Below are 22,182 nucleotides of genomic sequence, written 5' to 3'. Positions count from 1 at the left end.
GCCGTCAGATGGGGAACTCGACCCCCTGCGCGAGCGGCAGCTCACCGGAGAAGTTGATCGTGTTGGTGGCCCGGCGCATGTAGCCCTTCCAGGCGTCCGAGCCGGACTCGCGGCCGCCGCCGGTGTGCTTCTCCCCGCCGAACGCGCCGCCGATCTCCGCCCCCGAGGTGCCGATGTTGACGTTGGCGATGCCGCAGTCGGAACCGTCGGCGGCGAGGAAGCGCTCGGCCTCGGCCTGGTCGGAGGTGAAGATGCTCGACGACAGCCCCTGCGGGACGTCGTTGTTGAGCGCCACCGCCTCCTCCAGCGTGCGGTAGGGCAGCACGTAGAGGATCGGCGCGAACGTCTCCTGCCGGACGATGTCGGTCTGCCCGGGCATCCGGACCAGCGCGGGCTCGGCGTACCAGGCGTCCGGCGCCTCGTCGGCCAGGCGCCGTCCGCCGCCGGCCAGCACCTCCCCGCCCTGCTGACGGGCGGCCTCGAGCGCGTCCTGCATCGCCTTGAACGCGGCGTCGTGGATCAGCGGCCCGACCAGCGTGCCCGGCTCCAGCGGCGACCCGATCGGCAGCCGGCGATAGGCGGCCGCGACCCGCTCGGTGAGGGCGTCGACGACGTCGCCGTGCGCGATCAGCCGGCGCATCGTGGTGCAGCGCTGCCCGGCGGTGCCGGCGGCGGAGAAGACGATCCCGCGGGTGGCGAGGTCGAGGTCGGCCGACGGCGTGACGATCGCGGCGTTGTTGCCGCCGAGCTCCAGCAGCGACCGGCCGAAGCGGTCGGCCACCCGCGGCCCGACCAGCCGGCCCATCCGCGTCGACCCGGTCGCCGACAGCAGCGCCACCCCGGGCGACTCCACCAGCGCCTCGCCGACGTCGGCGCCGCCGAGCACGACCTGGCTCAGGCCCTCCGGCGCGCCGGTCTCCGCGATCGCCCGGTCCAGCAGCGCGGCGGACGCGAGGGCGGACAGCGGCGCGAGCTCCGAGGGCTTCCAGACGACGGGGTCGCCGCAGACCAGCGCGAGCGCGGTGTTCCACGACCAGACGGCGACCGGGAAGTTGAACGCGCTGATGACGCCGACGACGCCGAGCGGGTGCCAGGTCTCCATCAGCCGGTGGCCGGGGCGCTCGGAGCTGATCGTGCGGCCGTACAGCTGCCGCGAGAGGCCGACGGCGAACTCGCAGATGTCGATCATCTCCTGGACCTCACCGGCCGCCTCGGAGGTGATCTTGCCGACCTCGACGCTCACCAGGGTGGCGAGGTCGGCCTTGTGCTCGCGCAGCAGCTCGCCGAACCGCCGGACCAGCGCGCCGCGCACCGGCGCCGGGACCGTGCGCCAGGTGCGGAACGCCTCGCCGGCGCGGTCGACGGCGGCCGCGACGTCGGCCGCGGTGTCCCGGCGCAGCGAGGCGACCCGCTGCCCGTTCACCGGGGAGGTCACCGGGAAGTCGCCCGCGATCGCGTCGAGGTCGACGCCGCACCGACCGGCGGCGTCGGCCGCCAGGCGCGCGAGGTCCCCAGCGGTGGGCAGGGTGGTCACAGGGGTACTCCTTCTGTGGTCGCGGCCCCCGTGCAGGGGCCCGCCGCGAGGGTGCGAGCGGTGGGGGGCACGGGGGTCCTTACACGATGTTGAGCTCGGGACGGACGCCGGCGCCGGCGAACCGGCGGACGTCCAGACCGGAGACGTCGACGAACGGCTGCGCGCCGACGTACAGGTCCCGCACGACCTCCCCGACGGCCGGCCCCATGAGGAAGCCGTGGCCGGAGAAGCCGGTGGCGTACAGGAAGCCCTCGACGTCGGCGGCGCGGCCGATGAGGGCGTTGTGGTCCGGGGTCATCTCGTACAGGCCCGCCCACCCGCTGGCGACGCCGACGCCGGCCAGTGCGGGCGCCCGCCGCTCGATCGCCGCGCCCAGCCGCGGCAGCCAGGCGTCGGAGCGGGTGAGCCGGAAGCCGGGGGTCTCGTCGGGGTCGGACATGCCCATGAGCAGGCCCTCGCCCTCCCGGTGGAAGTAGAACGAGGTGCCGAAGTCGATGGTGAACGGCGTGTGCGGGTCCAGGCCGGGCACCGGCTCGGTGACCAGGATCTGCCGGCGCAGCGGGCTCACCGGCAGGTCGACGCCGGCCCAGGCGCCGACCTGCGCCGACCACGGGCCGGCCGCACAGACCACGGCCTCGGTCTCGACCGTGCCCGCCGCCGTGGTGACCGCGGCGACCCGCCCCTCGCGGACGTCGATGCCGGTCGCCGGGCAGTGCGGCAGCACGGTCACCCCGGCCCGTCGGGCGGCGGAGGCGTAGCCGAGCACGACCGACTCGGGCGTGCAGTGCCCGTCGGTGGGCGACCACGCCGCCGCCAGCAGCCCGTCCGGGTCGACCATCGGGGACAGCCGCACCGCCTCGGCGACGTCGACCATCCGGCTGGGCACGCCGAGGTCGTTCTGCAGCGCGACCGCGGCCTCGAAGTCCGCGACGGCCGCGGCGTCGTCGAGCAGGAACAGGTAGCCGACCGGGGCGAAGTCGATCTCCTGGCCGAAGCGGGCCGGGAAGTCGCGGAAGGTCTCCAGGCTGCGGGCGCCGAGGGCGACGTTCACCGGGTCGGAGAACATCGCCCGCACGCCCCCGGCGGCCCGGCACGTCGAGCCCGACCCGAGGGCGTCCCGCTCGAGCAGGACGACGTCGCGCACCCCGGCCAGGGCGAGCTCGTACGCCGTGGCCAGCCCGACGACCCCGCCGCCGACGACGACGACCGAGGCCGAGCGGGGCAGCTGCCGGGTCATGGGACCTCCTGCTCAGGACGGGACGAGAGCCCCATCCTGGGCCCTGGAGGCCCCCGGCACCACGACCCGCCCGACGGGCGACCCGATCAGGCGGGCCGGACGCCGAAGGTCTCGGCCAGCCGCTCGATCTTGCGGGCCCGGCCCAGGCGGGGCAGGTCGCTGCCGTCGCGGATGACCTGGCCGCGCGCCTCGAAGTCGGCGAGGAAGTCCAGCGCCCACGCGACGTCCGACGGCGCGGGGCTGATCACCTCGTTGATGACCGGCGCCTGCTCGGGGTCCAGGCACAGCTTGCCGGTGAGCCCGAGGGTCACGGTGACCGCCGACTGCTCGCGCAGCACCGGGTGGCTGGTGCTCACCGTGGGGCCGTCGATCGGGCCGGGCAGGCCACCGATGCGGCTGGCCACGACCAGCCGGGAGCGCGGGTAGGCCATCGCCAGCTCGTCGGCGCTGGTGCCGGTGTCGCGGCGGTAGTCGCCGCTGCCGAAGGCGAGCCGGAAGGCGCCGCGGGCGCGGGCGATGCCCACCGCCTCCTCGATGCCCAGCGCCGACTCCACCAGCGCGAGCACCGGCGTCGAGCCGCCGAGCCGGTCGAAGGTCTCGGTGACGTGCTCGCCGGCCTCGGTCTTGGCCAGCATCACGCCGGCGAGCCCGGGCAGGCCGGCGAGGGCGGCGACGTCGTCCTCCCAGAACGGCGTCGAGTGGTCGTTGATCCGCACCCAGGTCGACCGGTCGCCGTCCCGCAGCCAGTCGACGACCACGGCGCGGGCCTCGTCCTTGCGGGCCGGGTCGACGGCGTCCTCGATGTCGAGCACCACCTGGTCGGCGCGCGAGGCGTACCGCTCCGCGAAGAGCTCGGGACGGGCGCCGTTGACGAGGAGCCACGAGCGCGCGTCCGCCGGGCCGACCCTCCTGCGTGTCGTCATGTCGTCATCCTCGCCCGGCGTACGCGGGGAGCCGGGAGCGACTCCCGGCCAGCGGGACGCTGTGAGCGAATCCACGCCGACCGGATCGGGCGGTCCGCCGACCGGATCGGTCGGTCGGCCGTAGCCTGGCACCGTGGCCCGACCGTTCCGGCAGCAGATCGACGAGGGGATCCTCGACCGCGCCGCCGCCCTCTTCGCCCGGCGCGGCTACGCCAAGACGTCGGTGCAGGACGTCGCCGACGCGGTCGGCCTGTCCAAGGCCGGGCTGCTGCACCACTACCCCAGCAAGGACGCCCTGCACGAGGCCGTGCTCGCGCAGGCGGAGACGCTCGGCGAGCGGGTGCTCGACCAGGTGGCGCACCTGCCGCTGGGCCCGGCCCGGGACCGCCGCGCCGTCGAGGTGCTCGTCGACGTCGCCCTGGCCCACCCCGGCGTCGTCGCCCTGCTCCTGGCGCCGGCCACGCAGGGCGAGCCCGGCGCCGAGGGGTCGCTCACCGAGGGGGCCGGCGCGATGGCGCTGGCCGCCTTCGGTGTCGACCCGGAGACCGCCGGACCCGAGCGGTGCGTCCGCGTGGTCGGCGCGCTCGGAGCGCTCGCCGTCCTCACCCTGGCGGCCCGCCAGGCGGACCTGACCCCGGCGTGGCGGCCGTACGTCGTCGCGACCTGCTTCGACGCGCTCGGCCACCGCCGTCCGCGCGCGACCCCTTCCCACCCCACCCAGGCGGAGGCCTGATCGTCCATGGCAGTCCTGTTGTCCCGTCTCGGGACCTCCTCCGCGCGGCACCGGTTCGCCGTCCTCGCCGTGTGGCTGCTGGTCCTCGTGGCCGGCGGCGTCGGCGCGGTCACCCTCTCCGGGCCGACGTCGACCAGCTTCTCCATCCCCGGCCAGGAGTCCACGACCGCGCTGGAGCGGATCGGCGAGGAGTTCGGCGCGGGCGCCGGCGGCGTGTCCGCGCGGGTCGTCGTCGCCGCCCCCGAGGGCGCCATGCTGACCACGCCGGAGAACGCCGCCGCGGTCACCGATCTGGCCGGCACGCTGGGCGGGCTGCCCGGCGTCGTGTCCGCGACCGACCCGCTGGACCCCGCCGCGCCGTCGGTCGACCCGCAGCAGACGGTCGGCTACAGCACCGTCACCTACGACGCCGAGGCCGGCGGGGTGACCCCCGAGGAGCAGGACGCGCTGCGCGACGCCGTCGCCGACGCCCGTGACACCGGGCTGACCGTCGAGGTCACCGGGCAGGCGCTGGAGGAGGTGCCGGCCGTCGGCGGCCCGGCCGAGGTCCTCGGCGTCGTCGTCGCGCTGGTCGTCCTGGCCGTCACCTACGGCGCGCTCGCGGTGGCCGGCATGAACCTGCTGACGGCGCTCGTCGGCGTGGGCGTCGGCGTCCTCGGCATCACCATCGCCACCGGCTTCGTCGACCTGTCCTCGACCACACCGATCCTCGCCGCGATGCTCGGCCTGGCCGTCGGCATCGACTACACGCTGTTCATCGTCACCCGGCACCGGCAGGAGCTGCTGCGGGGCACCGACGTCCGCCGGTCCATCGGGCTGGCCGTCGGCACGGCCGGCTCCGCGGTGGTCACCGCCGGCCTCACCGTCGTCATCGCGCTGGCCGGCCTGTTCGTCGCCGGCATCCCGTTCCTGACCCAGATGGGTCTGGCCGCGGCCGCGACGATCGTCGTCGCGGTGCTGGTGGCGCTCACGCTGGTGCCGGCGGTGCTCGCCCTGCTCGGGCACCGGGTGCTGCCCCGGAAGCGCCGTGCCGCGGCGACCGGCGGGATCCCGGCGCCGGCCCGCACGCGGGGCCTCCTCGGCGGCTGGGTCGGCACCGTCACCCGGTTCCGCACGGCTTCGCTGCTGCTGGCCATCGTGGGCCTCGGCGTGATCGCGATCCCGGTCGCCTCCATGCAGACCACGCTGATCCAGTCGCCGGCCGAGGGGACCTCCGCCGCCCGCGCCGATGCGCTGCTCGCCGAGGGCTTCGGCGAGGGTTTCAACGGCCCGATCACCGTGCTCTTCGAGGGCGACCGGGCCGCCGAGGCCGCCGGGCAGGCCGCGGGTGCGGTCAGCGGCCTCGACGACGTCGCGCTGGTCGCGCCGCCGGTCCCGAACGCCGACGACACCGCCGCGCTGCTCACCGTCATCCCGGAGTCGGGCCCGACCACGCAGGCCACCGAGCAGCTCGTCGCCGACCTGCGCGCGCAGCTGGCCGACCTGGACGGCGTCGACGCCTACGTCACCGGCGCGACGGCGGTCAGCGTCGACGTCGCGCAGAGCCTGGACCAGGCGCTGCCGAAGTACCTGCTGCTCGTCGTCGGGCTGGCGCTGGTGCTGCTCGTGCTGGTCTTCCGGTCGCTGCTGGTGCCGCTGGTCGGCGTCCTGGGCTTCCTGCTGACCATCGGCGCCTCGCTCGGCGCGACCGTGGCGGTGTTCCAGTGGGGCTGGCTGGCCGACGTGGTCAACCTCGACACCACCGGGCCGCTGCTGAGCCTCACGCCGATCCTGGTCATCGGCATCCTGTTCGGCCTGGCCATGGACTACCAGGTGTTCCTGGTGTCGCGGATGCACGAGGCGCACAGCCACGGCACCCCGCCGCTGGAGGCGATCCGCACCGGCTTCCGGCAGGCCGCCCCGGTCGTCGTCGCCGCCGCGCTGATCATGTTCAGCGTCTTCGCCGGGTTCGTCCCGGCCGGCGAGGCGACGATCAAGTCGATCGCCTTCGCGCTCGCCATCGGCATCCTGTTCGACGCGTTCGTCGTCCGGATGGTGCTGGTGCCCGCCGCGCTGGCGCTGCTCGGGAAAGCCGCCTGGTGGCTGCCGCGCTGGCTGCGCTGGCTGCCGGTGCTCGACGTCGAGGGCGCCGCGCTGGAGCGGCACCCGGAGCCCGGGCGCGAGCCGGAGCTGGCCGGCGACCCGCGCTGACGCACGACCCCCTCACGGCCCGCCTCCCCTGCCGGGGAGGCGGGCCGTGCCGCGTCCGGGGCCGGGCCGGTGGACGCGGGCCCGGTGGAGCGGCCCGGGGTCCTGCCGGGTGACCCGCGTCAGGCGCGGCCGTCCTCCTGGTCGATGCACAGGACGTTGCCCTCGCTGTCCGTGAACCAGGCGGCGCGGCCCATGCCGGGGATCGAGGCGATCTCCCCGCTCCACTCGACGCCGGGCATGTCCTCGTACACCTCGAAGGCGACGCCGCGGGACTTGAGCTCCTTCACCTGGGCCTCGACGTCGTCGACGTGGAACTGGGCGATGGTGTGCCCGGCCTGCCCGGCGTAGTCGGTCCGGTAGACGCCGAAGCGGGTACCCCCGGCGGTCTCGTACTCCAGGACCTCGCCCATGAGCTCGCGGACCGGGGTGAGGCCCAGCTTGTCGGCGTAGAAGGTGCGCGCCCGGTCGATGTCGCTCGCCGGGATGTTCGCCGCGACGCGGCTGTCGTCCAGCATGGCAGGCTCCCGAGGGGTGGGACGGGTCCCCCGTGCTGACGTCCGCGGACGCTAGACCCGGCGCTCGCCCGAGGGCAACGGAGACCGGGCCGTCACCCTCGCCCCGCCTCAGACCAGGCCGTGCGCGTGGACGGCCTCGGCCACCTGCAGGAAGCCGGCCACGTTCGCGCCGAGGACCAGGTCACCCGGGGAGCCGTACTCCTCGGCGGTGGCGTGGCACCGCTCGTGGATGCCGCGCATGATCTCCTCCAGCCGGGCCTCGGTGTGCTCGAAGGTCCAGCGGTCGCGGGAGGCGTTCTGCTGCATCTCCAGCGCGGAGGTGGCCACGCCCCCGGCGTTGGCGGCCTTGCCGGGCGCGAACGCGACCCCGGCCTCGCGGAACACCCGGACCGCGTCGGGCGTGGCCGGCATGTTGGCCCCCTCGACGACGTAGCGGCAGCCGGCGCGGGCGAGGACCGCGGCGGCGTCGCCGTCGAGCTCGTTCTGCGTCGCGCTGGGGATCGCGACGTCGCAGGGCACGTCCCAGACGCTGCCGCCGGCCACGAACGACGCCGAGCCGACCCGCTCGGCGTACTCGCCGATCCGGGCCCGCTCGACCTCCTTCACCTGCTTGAGGACCTCGAGGTCGATGCCCTTCTCGTCGACGACGTGGCCGCTGGAGTCCGAGCAGGCGACCACGGTGCCCCCGAGCTGGTGCACCTTCTCGATCGCGTAGACGGCGACGTTGCCCGAACCGCTGACGGTGACGCGCCGGCCGTCGAACGACTCCCCGGCCGTCTCCATCATCGCCTCGGCGAAGAAGGCCGCCCCGTAGCCGGTGGCCTCGGTGCGGACCAGCGCGCCGCCCCAGCCCAGGCCCTTGCCGGTGATGACCCCGGACTCGTAGCGGTTGGTGATCCGTTTGTACTGGCCGAACAGGTAGCCGATCTCCCGGGAGCCCACGCCGATGTCGCCGGCGGGCACGTCGGTGTACTCGCCGAGGTGCCGGTACAGCTCCGTCATGAACGACTGGCAGAAGCGCATGACCTCGGCGTCCGACCGGCCCTTGGGGTCGAAGTCGGAGCCGCCCTTGCCGCCGCCGATGGGCATGCCGGTGAGCGCGTTCTTGAACACCTGCTCGAACCCCAGGAACTTGACGATCCCGAGGTTGACCGACGGGTGGAAGCGCAGCCCGCCCTTGTAGGGACCCAGCGCCGAGTTGAACTCGACGCGGAACCCCCGGTTGATCTGCACCTCGCCCGAGTCGTCCTGCCAGGGCACCCGGAAGATGACCTGCCGTTCGGGCTCGCAGATCCGCTCGACGGTCTTCATCTCGGTGTACTCGCCGTGCCGGCTGAGCACCACGGCGAGCGACTCGAGCACCTCGCGGACCGCCTGGTGGAACTCCGGCTCCGCGGGGTTGCGGCGGAGCACCTCCTCGTGGATGCGCTCGACCACCGGCGGGAGACTGTCGGCCACGGGATCCCTCCACTCCTCGGCCGGGTCCGTCGGGGACCTGCGGCCGGGTCGTGGTGCCGGGTCACGGTCTGGACCCGTCCCGCCGGTACCCACCTCCCCGGGCGGTACCCGGTACTAGGCGGTGGCCTCCAGCGCGGCGGCGAGGTCGGCCCACAGGTCCTCGACGTGCTCGATCCCGACGCTGAGGCGCACCAGCCCGGCCGGCACGTGCTCCTGCCCGGGCAGCTTCGCCCGCCGCTCGACCGTCGACTCGACGCCCCCGAGGCTGGTGGCGGACGCGACGACCCGGACGTGCGCGCACACCGCGTCCGCGGTGGCGGCGTCGGCGACCTCGAAGGCGAGCACCGAGCCGGGCCCGCGCATCTGCCGGGCGGCCAGGGCGGCGTGCGGGTCGCCGGGCAGGCCCGGGTAGCGCACCCGCGCCACCGCGGGGTGCGCGGCCAGCCGGCGGGCGAGCTCCCCCGCCGACTCCTGCGCCTGGCGCAGCCGCACGGCGAGGGTGCGGGCGCCGCGCAGCGCGAGGAACGCCTCCAGCGCGCCCGGCGTGGCCCCGGCGACCTCGCGCCGGCGGGCCAGCCGCGCCCGGTCCTCCGGGCGGCGGCACACCACCACGCCGAGCAGCAGGTCGGAGTGGCCGCCGATCGCCTTGGTCGCGCTGTGGACGGCGAAGTCGGCGCCGAGCCGCAGCGGGTTCTGCAGCAGCGGGGTGGCGAAGGTGTTGTCCACGGCGACGAGCGCGCCGCTCGCGGCGGCGACCGCGGCGACGTCGACGACCTGGAGCAGCGGGTTGCTCGGCGTCTCCAGCCAGACCAGGTCCGCGTCGCCGGCCGCGGCGGCGAGCGCGCCGGCGTCCGACGTGTCCACCGTGCGCACCGCCCAGCGCCCGCCGGCCGCGACGCCGTCCGCGAGCAGGGCGCGCAGGCCGGTGTAGCTGTCCCGGGGCACCACCACCCGCGCCCCCACGGGCAGCAGTTCGAGCACCGCGGCGATCGCCGCCATCCCGGAGGAGAAGGCCACCGCGGCACCGCCCTCGAGGTCGCCGACCAGATCCTCGAACGCCTCCCAGCCGGGCGTGCCGTCGTCGCGGGAGTACTCCCGCCCCGCCGTCCCGGCCGGGGCGGCGCGGAAGTTCGACGCCGGCACGATCGGGACGTTCAGCGGCTGCCCGGGCGCCCCGCTCCCCCGCCCCAGGACCGCCAGCCGGGTCTCAGCCCGCAGCTCCACGGACACCGCCTCCTCTGGTGCAGTATGTTGCACTATCGAAGGCAGCGTACGGGGAGGGAGCGGGATGGCGCAGGCGCCCGCGGTCAACGAGCTGATCGGCCGGCGTGTCCGGCAGCACCGCACCGCCCGCGGCTGGACCCTCGACGAGCTGGCCGACCGCTCCGGCGTCAGCCGCCGCATGGTCATCACCATCGAGCACGGCGAGGGCAACCCGAGCATCGCCACCCTGCTGCGGATCAGCGACGCGCTCGGCGTCGGCCTGCCCGTGCTCGTCGACGTCGAGCGCCCCCGCACCCTGACCGTCACCACGGCCGGGGAGGCACCGGTGCTGTGGCGCGGCCCGCACGGCGGGCGGGCACTGCTGGTCGCCGGCACCGAGCCGCCCGACGTCGTCGAGCTGTGGGACTGGACCCTGCACCCGGGCGAGGAGCACGGCAGCGAGCCGCACAGCGCCGGCACCCGGGAGCTGCTGCTGGTGCTCGAGGGCCCGGTCGACCTGCGCGTCGGGGACCGCACCGAGCGGCTGGACGCCGGGGACTCCGCGGCCTTCGCCGGCGACGTCCCCCACGGCTACGCCGCCCCCGCCGACGCGGCCGGCCCCGCTCGCTTCACCCTGACCGTGTTCCAGCCCGACGTGACCGGAGGACGCAGATGACCGACCCGCAGGAGTGGCTGGCCGCGGCCGCCGTCGACGACGCCGTGCTCGCCCTGCGCCCGGACTACCGGGCGCTGCTGCTCACCGCCGACGGGCTGCAGGGCGGCCCCGGCGACGCGGCCAGCGAGCGCGTCCTCGCCGCCGCCGAGGCCACCGCGCGGGCGCGACTGGACGGGCGCAGGCCCGAGGAGCTGCCGCACCCGGCCGCCTGGCGGGAGGCCTACCGGGCCTTCGGCGCCAAGCCGCAGCGCACCCGGCCCAGCGTCGAGGCGCTGCTGCGCCGTCTCGACCCGGACGGGCTGCCGCGCATCGACCGGATCACCGACGTCTACAACGCCGTCTCCGTCGCCCACCTGCTGCCGCTCGGCGGGGAGGACCGCGCCGCCTACGCCGGCCCGCCGCGGCTGGTCCGCGCCGACGGCAGCGAGCCCTTCGACACCACCGCGGGCGGCGAGCCCGCCGTCGAGCACCCGGAACCCGGCGAGGTGGTGTGGCGCGACGACGCCGGGGTCACCTGCCGCCGCTGGAACTGGCGCCAGGGCGTCCGCACCCGGATCACGACCGCCACCACCAGCGCGCTGTTCGTCCTGGACGTGCTGGACCCGATGACCGACGACGAGGCGCACGCCGCGGCCGACGCGCTCACCGACGCCCTGCTCGCCCTCAGCCCCGGCGCCGTGGTCCACCGGCGGCTGCTCGGCGCTCAGGCGTCGACGGGGGCGTAGAGCCCGGCGGAGGAGCTCGCGCCGGTGACGACGAGGTCCGCCACCACGCCGGAGGCGACCCACGCCTGCACGTGGCCGGTGCCGTTGTAGCCGCCCAGCGCGAGCACCCGACCGTCGGTGCCGGGCACCGGCCCGCACCGGGGCAGGGGGTCCTCGGCGAAGCCCACGACGCCGGCCCACCGGTGGGTGACCGGCGCGTCCACCCGCAGCTCCTCGCGCAGCCAGCGGTCCAGCCGCGCCTGCACCGGCGCGGAGACCTCGGCGCGGTCGGTCCAGCTCGCGTCCCCGTCGAGGTCGGAGAACCCGCCCAGCGCGATCCGGCCGTCCGCCGTCTGGTGCACGTACTCGTGGCCGTACCGCGCGTACACCGGGAACGGCAGTACCCGCTCGGCGAGCGGCGCGGTGGCCAGCATGTTGAGCCGCCGCGGGCGCACGGCCGCCGCCGTGGGCACCAGCGCCGCGAGATCGCCGTCGACGGCCACGACCGCCCGGTCGCAGCGCACCGTCCCGGCCGCGGTCCGCACGACGACGCCGTCCCCCTCGGCGGCCGGCGGCGCGACCACCGCCGAGTGCTCGAAGACGCGCGCCCCGCGCGCCTCCAGCGCGGCGGCGAGCGCCCGCAGCCAGCGGACCGGGTGCACCGACCCGTCGTGCGGGAACAGCAGTCCGGCCCGCTCCGGCCGGGCGAGCGGGCCGGGGAGGTCGTCGCCCGCCACGAGCTGTCCGGGGAAGCCGTCCTCGGCGAGCGCGGCCGCGTTGGCCCGGACGTCGTCGGCCTCGGCCGCGTCGACGGCGAGCCGGAGCAGCCCGTCGACCCGGAAGTGCGGGCGCGCACCGACCGCCTCGGCCACCTCCAGCACCTCCCGCTGGGCGGCCAGCGTCGCGGCGTGCACCGCTGTCGCCCGCTCGCGCCCCCACAGCCGGCGGGTCTCGTGGTACATCGGCGCGGCACCGGCGATGAAGAAGCCGCCGTTGCGGCCGCTCGCGCCCGACGCCACCTCGTTCCGGTCGAGCACGACGACCGACAGGCCGGCGTCGAGCAGCCGCCGGGCGGTCGCCAGCCCGCCGACGCCGGCGCCGACGACGCACGCGTCCGCCCGCACCTCCCCCGCCAGCGGGGACCGCGGGCGGTACGGCTCGTCCTGCCACAGCGGCACCGGGGTGCTGGTCACGGGTGTCCCCTCTCCCGACCGGCGTGGTGGGGGCCGCCGGTCGACGGGGTGATCGTCGTACACCGCCGGCCGACCCGAGCGCCGGCGGGTGGGGTGTGTCAGGCGCCGACGGTGGGGTCGACTGCCTGCACGGAGGCTGCACGGGGTCCGCGGCGCCACGGCGCCCGCTGCCGCTCCAGGCGCCAGGCCACCAGCCCGGCCAGCACCCCGAGGGCGTTCGTGGCCCAGTGCGCGACCGCGCCGGCGAGCACGCTGCCGCTGCGCCGGCGCAGCTCACCGAAGACCAGTCCGCCGACCGCGGTGACCCCGACGGTCGCCGCCACGACGACCGCTCTCCCCGCACCGCCGACCGCCCCGGACACGCCGCGGTTGGTCTCCCCCAGGTCCAGTGAGGGGAGGACGTGCCACGACCCGAACAGCGCCGAGGTCGTGGCCAGCACCCGCCACGGCCGCAGGTGCCGCGCGAGCACACCTCAGAGGACCGACCGGAAGGCGAGCTCCTCGAGCGTCACCGTGCCGAACGGGATGTCGACGATCGCCTTCTCCAGCGCCTCCGGGAGGACCAGGTCGTGGCGCACGTCCTGGAACGCCGGTCGGGCGGCCGGCACCACCAGGCCGACCACGTAGGCGCCGGCGACGACGGCGCCCGCGCCGAGTCCCCACCGGGCTCCGGCCCGCACGCGGCCCGGGTCCAGCCCGAGCTGCGACCAGGTCAGCCCCTCCCGCCGGGCCCAGGCGACGAGGCCGGCCCCCTCCAGCGCGCGGACCCACCACGGCGGGTGCAGGCGCTGGTCGGCCACGCGCACCGCCGCCAGCACGAGCACGACCTCGCCGGAGACCCTGCGGTACCGCGCGCGGCGGGCGGCGGACAGGGTCATCCGCGTCGCCTCCCCCGTTCCGCCGCCACCGGGTCGGCCCCCGGCGGCTGCCGCAGCCGGCCGGTGCCGGCGTCCGTCCCGGCGCCCGACGGCCTCGTCGTCGGTTCCACCGTCATGCCCGCTCCGCTCGTCGGTGCACGGACTCCGGGAGTCTCCCGGATCGCCCGGCTCCTACCGGGAGGATGAACCGCGGCCCGCCCCGTCGCCCCACCATGCGGGCATGACACGCGCACGGGCCCGGACGGGACGGTCACGGTCGGGACGGCAGCGCACCGGGGGCCCGACGGCCAGGAGCACCGCGCCCGACGTCGGTCTGGTCGTGGCAGCGGCGATGGCGCCCGGGACGTTCGCCCCCTCCCTCTCCTCCCGCAGCGCGGCGGACCAGGGACTGGTGACCGGGCTGGCCACGGGCCTGCACTACCTGCTCTCCGCCGGGACGCAGGACGCGCTGGAGGCCACGGCCCGGCTGCTCCTCAGGGGGACGCCCTCCTCGTCGGTGCGCGGCGCCGGGACGATCGCGGTCGACTGCGCGGCCGTGCCGCTCGGGCTGGCGGCGCTCCGGGCCCTCCCGCCGCGGGCCGGCGACCCGCTCCGCGGCGTCCTGCGCCAGGCGGCCTGGCGGCTCGGTGCCACGGGGTTCGGCAGCGCGCTGCTGGGTGGGGCCCGCATCGGTGCGCAGGCGCTCGACGACCGCCTCCGGCTGCACGGACGCCTCGCCTCCGTCCCGCTGTCGGTCCCCCTCGGTCTGGCGTTCGCCTACGTGCTCGACCGGCTGCGCGCAGGTGAGGACGCCGCGGACACGGCCGGGGCGGAGGCCCCGCCGCCGCTGTCGTCCCTCGGCGTCGCGACGGGGGTCGTCGGCTCCTTCGCCGGCGTCGCCTACGGCGAGCACGCCCTCGTCGACCTCGTCGCCCACCGGCTGGCCGCGGTGCTGCCCGGGCCGCCGGAGGTCTGGCGGCCGGCGGGCCACGCGGGTTTCCTGGCCGGCATGGCGCTCGCCGCCTCCGTGGTCTGGCACCGGGCGATGCGGCGGATCGAGGCGAGGACCTCGGTCGACGTCCCGGTGCTGGAGGCGGGCGCGGACGACCGCTGGGTGCCGCCGACGGTGAGCGGCGGCCCCGGCAGCCTCGTCGCGTGGGAGGGCATGGGGCGCGACGGCCGGCTGCACGCGCTCGCCTCCGTCCGCCCCGAGCCACTCCCGGACCGTCCGGACGGCGTGCCGGACCTGTCGATCCCGACCGTCATGGGCGCGCCCGCCCGGGCCACCCCCGTCCAGGTGTACGTGGGGCTGGACAACGCGCCGACCCCGCGGGCACGGGTGGACCTCGCGATGGCGGAGCTGGAGCGGACCGGCGCGTTCGACCGGTCGCTGCTGGTCCTGGTCTCGCCGACCGGCACCGGCTACGTCAACTACGTCGCCGTGGCCGCGCTGCAGTACCTCGCGCTCGGCGACGTGGCCACCGTTGCCCTGCAGTACTCGCGCCGCCCGTCGCCGCTGTCCCTCGGCATGGTCGCCCGGGCACGGGAGCAGAACCGGCTGCTGTGGCTGCGGATCCTGCAGCGTCTCCGCGAGCGTCCCGGTCCCCGTCCGCGCGTCGTCGTGTTCGGCGAGAGCCTCGGCGCGCACACCAGCCAGGACGTGTTCCTGCACTGGGGCACGCTCGGGCCCGACGCGATGGGCATCGACCGGGCGCTGTGGATCGGCACGCCGTACGGCAGCGGGTGGATGCACGAGGTCACCCGCGGCGACCGCCTCGACGTCGACCCCGACGCCGTGGCCGTCGTCAACGACCACGCGCAGTACGCCGACCTGGTGGAGCAGCGCGGCAGTCGGCCCCGCTTCGTCCTGCTCAGCCACGACAACGACGGCGTCACCAGGTTCGGCCCGGACCTGCTCTGGTACCCGCCGGACTGGCTGGGCCCCGCCCGGCCCCGCCCGGAGCCCGTCGCCGACGGCAGTCCCCGCGGCGTCCCCCCGGCGATGCGGTGGCGGCCGGTGACGACGTTCTTCCAGAGCCTCGTGGACATGAAGAACGCGCAGACGTCCGGGCCCTTCGGGGCGACGCAGCACGACTACCGGGCAGACCTGCCCCGCTTCCTCTCCGACGTGTTGGGGCTGCCGGCGTCCGAGGAGCAGTTCCTCCGGATCGAGCAGACGCTCCGGCTGCGCGAGACGGTGCGCGAGCGGATGTTCGCCGTCGTCCCCGGGGCCGTCGACTGACCGGCCCGCCCGGCGGGCCCGGGACCGGCGCGCCGTCCGGGCCGGCGGGTCAGGTGAAGTCGGGGTCGTTGGGACCCTGACGCGGGCCGGTGCCGCTGACCAGCTCGCTGACACCGCCGTAGGGCTCCTGCCGCTTGCCGACGTGCGCCTCGGCGTGCAGCCGCTCGACCAGGTGCGGGTAGTGCGCCTCGAACGCCGGGCGCTCCGACCGGATCCGCGGGATCTCGGTGAAGTTGTGCCGCGGCGGCGGCGAGGACGTGGCCCACTCCAGCGAGTTGCCGTGGCCCCACGGGTCGTCGCGCAGCGCGAGCCGGCCGTACCTCCACGACATCACCACGTTGTAGAGGAACGGCACGATGGAGGCGCCGAGGACGAAGGAGAAGATCGTCGAGACGGTGTTCAGCGCGGTGAACCCGTCGGTGGGCAGGTAGTCGACGTACCGGCGCGGCATGCCCTCGGTGCCCAGCCAGTGCTGGACCAGGAACGTGCCGTGGAAGCCGATGAAGGTCATCCAGAACTGCAGTTTCCCGAGGCGCTCGTCGAGCATCCGGCCGCACAGCTTCGGGAACCAGAAGGCGATGCCGGCGTTGGCCGCGAACACCACGGTGCCGAACACGACGTAGTGGAAGTGGGCGACGACGAAGTAGCTGTCGTTGACGTGCCAGTCCAGCGGCGGGCTGGCCAGCAGCACACCGGTGAGGCCACCGAGCAGGAAGGTCACCAGGAAACCCACCGACCACAGCATCGGCGTCTCGAACGTCAGCTGGCCGCGCCACATGGTGCCGATCCAGTTGAAGAACTTGATCCCGGTCGGCACCGCGATCAGGTAGGTCAGGAACGCGAAGAACGGCAGCAGCACCGCGCCGGTGGCGTACATGTGGTGCGCCCAGACGGTGATCGACAGCCCGCCGATGAGCAGCGTCGCGCCGACCATGCCCTTGTAGCCGAACAGCGGCTTCCGCGAGAACACCGGGATGACCTCGGTGATGATGCCGAAGAACGGCAGCGCGATGATGTAGACCTCGGGGTGGCCGAAGAACCAGAACAGGTGCTGCCACAGCATCGGCCCGCCGTTCTCGTCCGTGTAGACGACGGCGCCCAGGTTGCGGTCGGCCAGCAGCGCCATCAGGGCCGCCGTGAGGATCGGGAACGCGAACAGCACCAGCACGCTGGTGACCAGCGTGTTCCAGGTGAAGATCGGCATCCGGAACATCGTCATGCCCGGCGCCCGCAGGCAGGCGATCGTGGCCGTGAAGTTGACCGCCCCCAGGATGGTCCCGAGGCCGCTGACCGCCAGGCCCGCGATCCACAGGTTCGCGCCCACGCCCGGGGAGTGGACGGCGTCGGACAGCGGGGTGTAGGCGTACCAGCCGAAGTCCGCGGCGCCGTTGGGGGTGAAGAAACCCGCGACCGCGATCAGGCTGCCGAACAGGAACAGCCAGTACGAGAAGGCGTTCAGCCGCGGGAACGCCACGTCCGGGGAACCGATCTGCAGCGGCATGATCAGGTTGCCGAACGCGAAGAACAGCGGCGTCGCGAAGAACAGCAACATGATCGTGCCGTGCATGGTGAACAGCTGGTTGTACTGCTCGGGCGAGAGGAACTGCAGCCCGGGCTGGCCCAGCTCACCGCGGATCAGCATGGCCATGAAGCCGCCGACGATGAACCAGGCGAACGACGTCACCAGGTACATCAACCCGATGGTCTTGTGGTCCGTGGTCCGCAGCAGGTTCGAGAGCCGCGCACCCCGCGTCACCGGGGGCATCCCGCTCGGGCGGCTGACGATGGGCGCCGGGGCGATGGTCATCGTGCGCCTCCGTCATCACGACGTGACGACCACTGGCTCCGGATCACGGTAGGAGGTCCGGGCGACCAGGGGAATGCATCTCGCGCCGCGGGAGGGGACCACTGCCGCCGGACCGTTCGGTGGCGTCCCGACGGGCCCGTCGGCGCCGGGACGGCGGGCGGCCCGGGCAGGGTGGCCGATGGCTGCGGGCGGCACGACGCCCCGCCCGGGACGCGCTCCGGCTCCCGTGATGCCGGGGTGACGGTCCGGTGACGTGGTGGCCGGACACTGAGCAGGCACGGAGACGGCTGCTCCGGGCGTCGCACGGGTCCCCTCGCTCTGAGCGGCTGAGCCTCCCTGGAGGAGGGGGATCACGTGGCCGAGTCCGTCCTCCCGTGGCCGTCGGTGGAGAAGGGCCATCCGGAGCACCCGGTCCGGACGGTGCAGCACCTCCTCCGCGCCCACGGTCACCGACTCGAGGTCGACGGCGTCTTCGGGCCGAGGACCGACGCCGCAGTACGAGCACTCCAGGTCACACGGAAGACCTCCGTCGACGGCGTCGTGGGGCCCCGTACCTGGTCGGCGTTGGTCATCGGGGTACGGAAGGGCAGCCGGGGCGACGCCGTCCGGGGGGTGCAGGAGGGAGTTCCGGTTCCGCAGCGGCACGGACGACCCGAGCCAGGACCTGCAGATCGACGGCGTCTTCGGGCCCGAGACCGACGAGGCCGTCCGGAGCTTCCAGAAGTCGCTGTCCCTCGACCACCCCGAGGTGGTCGTCGACGGCATCGTCGGTCCGATCACCTGGCGCGCCCTGGTCAGCGGGATGCTGGCCGGCTGACCCACGGGTCCTGCGGCATCCCGGCTGCGGACCGCGCCGCACGTCCGCTGCGGTCCCCCGGGGAGATCGGGGGCTGGACGTCGACGACCGAGGAAGTCACCCGGCTTCCGGCCGGGTGAGCGCACCAGGGACCGGGGTGGACGCCCGAGCGTCACCGACCTCATCACAGAGGGCACTCTCAGGAGGACGAAGTGGCCACTTTCGACTACACCGTCGTGGCAGGCGACACCCTGAACAAGATCGCGAAGAAGTTCGGCGTCACCGTCGCCGAGATCCTCGCCGTGAACCCCCAGATCACCGACCCGGACGTCATCAGGGTCGGGCAGGTCATCAGGATCCCGGAGGTCGGCGGAGGGGATGGGGAGGCAGCCGTGAAGAGCTACGCCATCGTCGTGAACGTGTCCGGCGGATCGGCCCGCAGGTCGGATCCGGGGATCGACCCCGACCGGGTGGCGGTCGGCGAGTACGACGTGACGTTCCCGGAGGACATCAGCGCTTGGCTGTGGCAGCCGACTCTCGCCCCTGCGGACGACACGGACCAGACCGCCGGGTTCGTCACGGCCGAGCTCGGGGACATGGGCAGCCCCGAGATCCTGAAGGTCAGGACCTTCAACGCCGCGGGCAACCCCCAGAACCGGGCGTTCCACCTGCACGTCCGGGACATCTGATCCGACGGGTCCCGCGGTCGCTCCCCGGCTGCTGACGCCGGTGACCTGCTCGGTGCGGTCGGGTCGGACGGCCGGGCGGAGACGACGCGGTGCCGGGCGGATCCGTGGCGGACGGTGCCGGGTGGCAGCGGTCAGCGCGGCGCCACGGGCGCGGCACCGCCGGCAGCCCGCGACGAGCCGACAGCCGGACGCAGCCCCACCACCAGCCGCGTCATCCTGTCGCTCGGCTGGACACCCATCTCCCCGGCGAGGACGTCCCTGAACTGCTCGTACGCCCGCAGCGCCTCGGTGACGTTGCCCTCGGTCAGGTGCACGCGGATCACCACGCGGTGAGCGCTCTCCCGCAACGGCTCGGCACGCACGGCGGCATAGGCGGCCTGCAGGGCATCGCCGTACTGCCCGGCCGCGGCCAGCCGGGTGGCCGCCTCCTCCAGCGCGTGCATGCGCAGCTGCCGCAGCCGTTCGCGCTCGAGGAGGACCCAGTCGTCGTACCAGCCGGGCAGCAGCTCGCCCCGCAGGCCGACGTCGGGGACGGCGACGTCGGCCAGGGCGCAGGTCGGGTCCCGGACCCGCCGAGCCCACTCCCCCAGCTCCCGCACGTCGACCCGGACGCCCTCGGCGAGGGAGAGGACGTCACCGGACGCGTGCACCAGCCCGGGAGCCACCCGCTGCAGGCGCCACAGCGCCGTGCGGAGGCTGCCGTGCGCGTGCGCTTCCGAGACGTCGGGCCACAGGTGTCCGACGACGGTGGCCCGCGGTGGGCGACCGGACAGACAGACGTGCGCCACCAGGCGTTGGACCCCTCGCGGGAGGTCGTCACCCCCTCCGTGGCCGGGCCCGTTCCCGAGGTGGATGGTGAACCCGTCGAGCAGGGAGATCCGTGGAGTCACGACCACAGGCATGGCGTGTCACCCCCAGGGGCACCTTCTGCGGAGGAGGGGCGAAGGAGCAGGAGCCTCGGAGCGCCCAGGGTCCGAGCTGACGGCTTCAGTTGTCAATCGGTCGCGTTCCGTCACCGAGGAAATCCTGCAGCCACTCACCGACCGCATCGACGACTTCACGCGGCGACGAGGCGAGCGCCACCGTCCGGTCCTCTTCGGACGTACCGAGACCGACCGCCGTCACCCGGGCCCGGAACTCGTCGGTCGCGCCCTCGAGCCAGACCCGCACGAGGAGTGCGGCGCTTCGTTCCTCGGTCACGGCCACCCTTCGACTGGTCGGTCACGCAGCGTGAGACCGCATGGGATGAACGGCCAGTTCACGCCACCGACCGAGGGGAGGTCGATGCTCTCCCCTGACGATGCGTGAGTGCACTCCCCCGACCTGATGAAGTCAATGGTGCCGCGGGGGTGAACGGTGAGGACGCCGTCCCCGGCGATCCGGCCGGCGGTGGGAGCGGGCCGCTCCGGGACGGCAGCCCTCCCCTCACGCCGCCGGAGCGACACCGGGGGCGTGAGGGGAGGGCTGCCGGGAGGGGATCAGGCGCCGGTCCGCACCCAGGGAGCGAAGGCGTTGTCCACGCCACGGAGTGCCGGGCGCAGCTGGGGCAGGTGCCTCAGCAGGACGGTGCGCATGTCGTTGTCCCGGACCCAGGCGAGCCCGGCCGGCGAGTAGATCTCCGGACGGAAGTCGCGGGTGAAGAACCGGTCGCTGTTGAGCCGTCGCGACGCCATCAGGATGAAGACGCGGAACGCCGTGTCGCTGAAGGCGAACCCGGCCGGCCGCTTCTCGGCGAACAGGCCCACCATGAGGTCGACCCGTTCGACGTCGCCGTACAGGTCCGCCAGGTCGGCGGCGAGATCGGCGTCGTCGGTGAGATCGGCGAAGCTGCGGGGCGCCGCCAGGTGCATCAGCCGGCGGAACTCGCAGTAGCGCGGCGTCCCGAGCTCCCGGATGCGCAGGACGTCGGTCGCGGCCAGGTCGACGACCTTGCCGTCGGGCCGTTCGAACGACTGCAGGGAGCGCGGGAAGTTCCGCAGCACGATCGCCCCGGGGTGCGAGGTGCCGAACGAGTAGAACAGGTCGCCCAGGGCGAACCGGTCCGCGACCTCGCGGGAACGCGGGCCGGCGAGCGCCGGGAACGGGAGCACGTCCAGGGGCCGGTCGCCGTCGGCCGCGCGGATGTCGAACTCGTCCGGCAGCAGCGGGTGCATGCGGTAGACGCTGGTGAACTCCTCGGTGAGCGAGAAGGGCACGCCGAAGTGCGCGGTCTCCGAGCCGGGGATCCCGCTGACGACCTCGCTCCCGCTCAGCCGCCCGAACGTCCGGGCGATCCGCTCCCCCGCGATGCCGAACCAGTTGATCCTCAGGGCGGAGGCCGCCGTGGGGTGGCTGATGACGGCCGGCGTCCACTCCACCGTGTGGATCTTGGCGAGCAGGGCCGCGACCACCAGCCGGGCCCGCTGGAACAGCTCCTCGTCGTCCCAGTCCGGGTACTCGGCCGCGAGCCGGTCGCAGACGGCGTTGTGCTCACGGGCGAACAGCGTGGCGAACATGCCCAGGCCGGTCCACCACCCCGGGACGCGGGTCGGGTCGAGCGCCGGGTCCTCGGGCAGCGGGATCATCCCGTCGTCGGTGAGGTGCAGCGTGCCGCCGCGGCCGGTCCGCACCCGCCGCTGCTCCTCCGGGGTGGTGCCGTACAGGGAGGACCCGTCCCACCAGTGGGTCACCTCGTTGACCGAGGTCACCGGCCCGTCGGCCCCGGCGGGCCGGGTGGGGTCGGGGTGGATCCGCGGGATCCGGATCGGGTCCTCCCACCAGTCGTCACCGGGCTCGAGCGGGATCTCCACCAGCCGCGAGGTGTCCGCCTGCCCGTGGCTGAACCAGTCGCGGATCATGAACTGCAACCAGGCGGCGGCCAGGGTGTTCACCGTCTCCGCGGGCCGGAACACCTCGCGGGTGAGCAGCCGGCGGCTGACCTCCCGCGGGCTGGGCCGCAGCAGCTCGTCGTCGGTCACCGGCAGCACGCTGTCGAGCGGGACGTTGCGGCCGAAGCGGGCCCCGGCCCGGCCCATGTCGGGGTGGTCGAGGTCGTTGTACGAGCCGTCGACGCTGCGGGCGACCAGGTGCTGGGGTGTGCGCGGCGGAACCGGCGGGGCGTCGACGACCGGCACCCGGGTCGAGGGGTCGGCCAGGTTCTCCCGCCGCAGGGTGTTCCGGAGCCCGGCCAGCACCGCCAGGCCGAGGCCGCGGGGCAGCCGGTCCCAGCCCACCCGGTGGTCGACCAGCCGGGCCAGCCGGTCGTAGACCCGCCAGAGCGGCGTCCACCGGTGGCCGGCCCCGGGCACCGGCCGGGGTGCCGCGGGAGCGGACGCGGCCGGCGGTCCGCCGGCGGACTCGGCGCGGGGTCGCGGGATGGCGGTGCCGGCCGTGCGGGTGCCGGCCGGACCGGGGGTGTCGGTGCTCATCGGATCTCCTGGGGGAAC

Annotated in this window: 20 protein-coding genes and 1 pseudogene; 8 read left to right on the top strand and 13 right to left on the bottom strand. The window is 74.8% G+C overall.

Annotation, left to right across the window (positions count from 1 at the left end; genetic code table 11):
* Positions 1-4: 4 nt before the first annotated feature.
* The 3 genes from amaB to ACI796_RS13175 form a co-directional block, all read right to left on the bottom strand.
* Positions 5-1,534: an L-piperidine-6-carboxylate dehydrogenase gene (amaB, locus tag ACI796_RS13185; RefSeq protein ID WP_456941684.1), complete on the bottom strand. Its 1,530-nt coding sequence runs from the start codon at positions 1,532-1,534 to the stop codon at positions 5-7.
* A gap of 79 nt (positions 1,535-1,613) precedes the next feature.
* Positions 1,614-2,771, bottom strand: coding sequence for an NAD(P)/FAD-dependent oxidoreductase (locus ACI796_RS13180; RefSeq protein ID WP_456941683.1), 1,158 nt, complete (start codon positions 2,769-2,771; stop codon positions 1,614-1,616).
* An 86-nt stretch (positions 2,772-2,857) separates the two neighbouring features.
* Positions 2,858-3,694 (bottom strand): HpcH/HpaI aldolase/citrate lyase family protein, encoded by an 837-nt coding sequence (locus ACI796_RS13175; protein ID WP_456941682.1) that lies wholly within the window; start codon positions 3,692-3,694, stop codon positions 2,858-2,860.
* A 133-nt stretch (positions 3,695-3,827) separates the two neighbouring features.
* Here ACI796_RS13175 and ACI796_RS13170 point away from each other — a divergent pair, with 133 nt between their 5' ends.
* Together ACI796_RS13170 and ACI796_RS13165 are read left to right on the top strand one after the other, a co-directional pair.
* Positions 3,828-4,427, top strand: coding sequence for a TetR/AcrR family transcriptional regulator (locus ACI796_RS13170; RefSeq protein ID WP_456941681.1), 600 nt, complete (start codon positions 3,828-3,830; stop codon positions 4,425-4,427).
* 6 nt (positions 4,428-4,433) lie between these two features.
* The gene (locus ACI796_RS13165) at positions 4,434-6,617 is read left to right on the top strand and encodes an MMPL family transporter (RefSeq protein ID WP_456941680.1); all 2,184 of its coding nucleotides are present in this window, start codon (positions 4,434-4,436) and stop codon (positions 6,615-6,617) included.
* Between the two features lie 119 nt (positions 6,618-6,736).
* Here ACI796_RS13165 and ACI796_RS13160 read toward each other — a convergent pair whose 3' ends face one another.
* The 3 genes from ACI796_RS13160 to ACI796_RS13150 form a co-directional block, all read right to left on the bottom strand.
* Positions 6,737-7,132 (bottom strand): VOC family protein, encoded by a 396-nt coding sequence (locus tag ACI796_RS13160; RefSeq protein WP_456941679.1) that lies wholly within the window; start codon positions 7,130-7,132, stop codon positions 6,737-6,739.
* Between the two features lie 108 nt (positions 7,133-7,240).
* Positions 7,241-8,590: an NADP-specific glutamate dehydrogenase gene (gdhA, locus tag ACI796_RS13155; protein ID WP_456941678.1), complete on the bottom strand. Its 1,350-nt coding sequence runs from the start codon at positions 8,588-8,590 to the stop codon at positions 7,241-7,243.
* Between the two features lie 114 nt (positions 8,591-8,704).
* A complete protein-coding gene (locus ACI796_RS13150; protein ID WP_456941677.1) occupies positions 8,705-9,814 on the bottom strand; it encodes a trans-sulfuration enzyme family protein in 1,110 nt (369 codons plus the stop codon).
* Between the two features lie 64 nt (positions 9,815-9,878).
* Here ACI796_RS13150 and ACI796_RS13145 point away from each other — a divergent pair, with 64 nt between their 5' ends.
* Positions 9,879-10,469, top strand: a complete 591-nt coding sequence (locus tag ACI796_RS13145; protein WP_456941676.1) for a helix-turn-helix domain-containing protein — start codon at positions 9,879-9,881, stop codon at positions 10,467-10,469.
* A complete protein-coding gene (locus tag ACI796_RS13140) occupies positions 10,466-11,194 on the top strand; it encodes a B3/B4 domain-containing protein (protein WP_456941675.1) in 729 nt (242 codons plus the stop codon). The genes ACI796_RS13145 and ACI796_RS13140 overlap by 4 nt, the downstream gene beginning before the upstream one ends.
* On the opposite strand, the gene ACI796_RS13135 is transcribed toward ACI796_RS13140, so the two are convergent.
* From ACI796_RS13135 to ACI796_RS13125, 3 genes are all read right to left on the bottom strand, one after another.
* Complete coding sequence (locus tag ACI796_RS13135) at positions 11,173-12,366, bottom strand: NAD(P)/FAD-dependent oxidoreductase (RefSeq protein ID WP_456941674.1); 1,194 nt, start codon at positions 12,364-12,366, stop codon at positions 11,173-11,175. The two genes, ACI796_RS13140 and ACI796_RS13135, sit on opposite strands and share 22 nt — an antisense overlap.
* 98 nt (positions 12,367-12,464) lie before the next feature.
* Entirely contained in the window at positions 12,465-12,836 is a 372-nt protein-coding gene (locus tag ACI796_RS13130; protein ID WP_456941673.1) for a CPBP family glutamic-type intramembrane protease, read from the bottom strand.
* Positions 12,837-12,839: 3 nt separating this feature from the next.
* Complete coding sequence (locus ACI796_RS13125) at positions 12,840-13,244, bottom strand: hypothetical protein (protein ID WP_456941672.1); 405 nt, start codon at positions 13,242-13,244, stop codon at positions 12,840-12,842.
* A gap of 319 nt (positions 13,245-13,563) precedes the next feature.
* On the opposite strand from ACI796_RS13125, the gene ACI796_RS13120 reads away from it, so the two are divergent.
* The gene (locus ACI796_RS13120; RefSeq protein WP_456941671.1) at positions 13,564-15,465 is read left to right on the top strand and encodes an alpha/beta-hydrolase family protein; all 1,902 of its coding nucleotides are present in this window, start codon (positions 13,564-13,566) and stop codon (positions 15,463-15,465) included.
* Between the two features lie 49 nt (positions 15,466-15,514).
* Here the strand turns inward: ACI796_RS13120 and ctaD are convergent, their stop codons facing one another.
* Positions 15,515-17,272 carry an aa3-type cytochrome oxidase subunit I gene (ctaD, locus tag ACI796_RS13115; protein WP_456941670.1) on the bottom strand — a complete coding sequence of 586 codons (1,758 nt, stop codon included), beginning with the start codon at positions 17,270-17,272 and terminating at the stop codon, positions 15,515-15,517.
* Positions 17,273-17,626: 354 nt separating this feature from the next.
* Here ctaD and ACI796_RS13110 point away from each other — a divergent pair.
* From ACI796_RS13110 to ACI796_RS13100, 3 genes and pseudogenes are all read left to right on the top strand, one after another.
* Positions 17,627-17,827 (top strand): annotated as a pseudogene (locus ACI796_RS13110) (peptidoglycan-binding domain-containing protein); the annotation flags it as partial.
* A gap of 109 nt (positions 17,828-17,936) precedes the next feature.
* Positions 17,937-18,089 carry a peptidoglycan-binding domain-containing protein gene (locus tag ACI796_RS13105; RefSeq protein WP_456941734.1) on the top strand — a complete coding sequence of 51 codons (153 nt, stop codon included), beginning with the start codon at positions 17,937-17,939 and terminating at the stop codon, positions 18,087-18,089.
* Between the two features lie 191 nt (positions 18,090-18,280).
* Positions 18,281-18,757: a LysM peptidoglycan-binding domain-containing protein gene (locus ACI796_RS13100; protein WP_456941669.1), complete on the top strand. Its 477-nt coding sequence runs from the start codon at positions 18,281-18,283 to the stop codon at positions 18,755-18,757.
* A 131-nt stretch (positions 18,758-18,888) separates the two neighbouring features.
* On the opposite strand, the gene ACI796_RS13095 is transcribed toward ACI796_RS13100, so the two are convergent.
* From ACI796_RS13095 to ACI796_RS13085, 3 genes are all read right to left on the bottom strand, one after another.
* Positions 18,889-19,545: an AfsR/SARP family transcriptional regulator gene (locus ACI796_RS13095; RefSeq protein WP_456941668.1), complete on the bottom strand. Its 657-nt coding sequence runs from the start codon at positions 19,543-19,545 to the stop codon at positions 18,889-18,891.
* Positions 19,546-19,744: 199 nt separating this feature from the next.
* The gene (locus ACI796_RS13090) at positions 19,745-19,963 is read right to left on the bottom strand and encodes a hypothetical protein (protein WP_456941667.1); all 219 of its coding nucleotides are present in this window, start codon (positions 19,961-19,963) and stop codon (positions 19,745-19,747) included.
* Between the two features lie 272 nt (positions 19,964-20,235).
* On the bottom strand, positions 20,236-22,164 hold the full coding sequence (locus tag ACI796_RS13085) for a peroxidase family protein (protein ID WP_456941666.1): 1,929 nt from the start codon (positions 22,162-22,164) through the stop codon (positions 20,236-20,238).
* Positions 22,165-22,182 lie beyond the last annotated feature (18 nt).

This window comes from Geodermatophilus sp. SYSU D00525, from assembly GCF_054050475.1.
The sequence above is the reverse complement of the archived record's forward strand: the minus strand, read 5'-3'. Positions and strand labels throughout refer to the sequence as shown.

Excerpts from the sequence above, each read along its gene's own strand:
- ACI796_RS13175 (WP_456941682.1), bottom strand. The coding sequence starts at position 3,694 with ATGACGACACGCAGGAGGGTCGGCCCGGCGGACGCGCGCTCGTGGCTC.
- ACI796_RS13125 (WP_456941672.1), bottom strand. The coding sequence starts at position 13,244 with ATGACCCTGTCCGCCGCCCGCCGCGCGCGGTACCGCAGGGTCTCCGGC.
- ACI796_RS13085 (WP_456941666.1), bottom strand. The coding sequence starts at position 22,164 with ATGAGCACCGACACCCCCGGTCCGGCCGGCACCCGCACGGCCGGCACC.
- ACI796_RS13180 (WP_456941683.1), bottom strand. The coding sequence starts at position 2,771 with ATGACCCGGCAGCTGCCCCGCTCGGCCTCGGTCGTCGTCGTCGGCGGC.
- ctaD (WP_456941670.1), bottom strand. The coding sequence starts at position 17,272 with ATGACCATCGCCCCGGCGCCCATCGTCAGCCGCCCGAGCGGGATGCCC.
- ACI796_RS13160 (WP_456941679.1), bottom strand. The coding sequence starts at position 7,132 with ATGCTGGACGACAGCCGCGTCGCGGCGAACATCCCGGCGAGCGACATC.
- ACI796_RS13165 (WP_456941680.1), top strand. The coding sequence starts at position 4,434 with ATGGCAGTCCTGTTGTCCCGTCTCGGGACCTCCTCCGCGCGGCACCGG.
- ACI796_RS13140 (WP_456941675.1), top strand. The coding sequence starts at position 10,466 with ATGACCGACCCGCAGGAGTGGCTGGCCGCGGCCGCCGTCGACGACGCC.
- ACI796_RS13145 (WP_456941676.1), top strand. The coding sequence starts at position 9,879 with ATGGCGCAGGCGCCCGCGGTCAACGAGCTGATCGGCCGGCGTGTCCGG.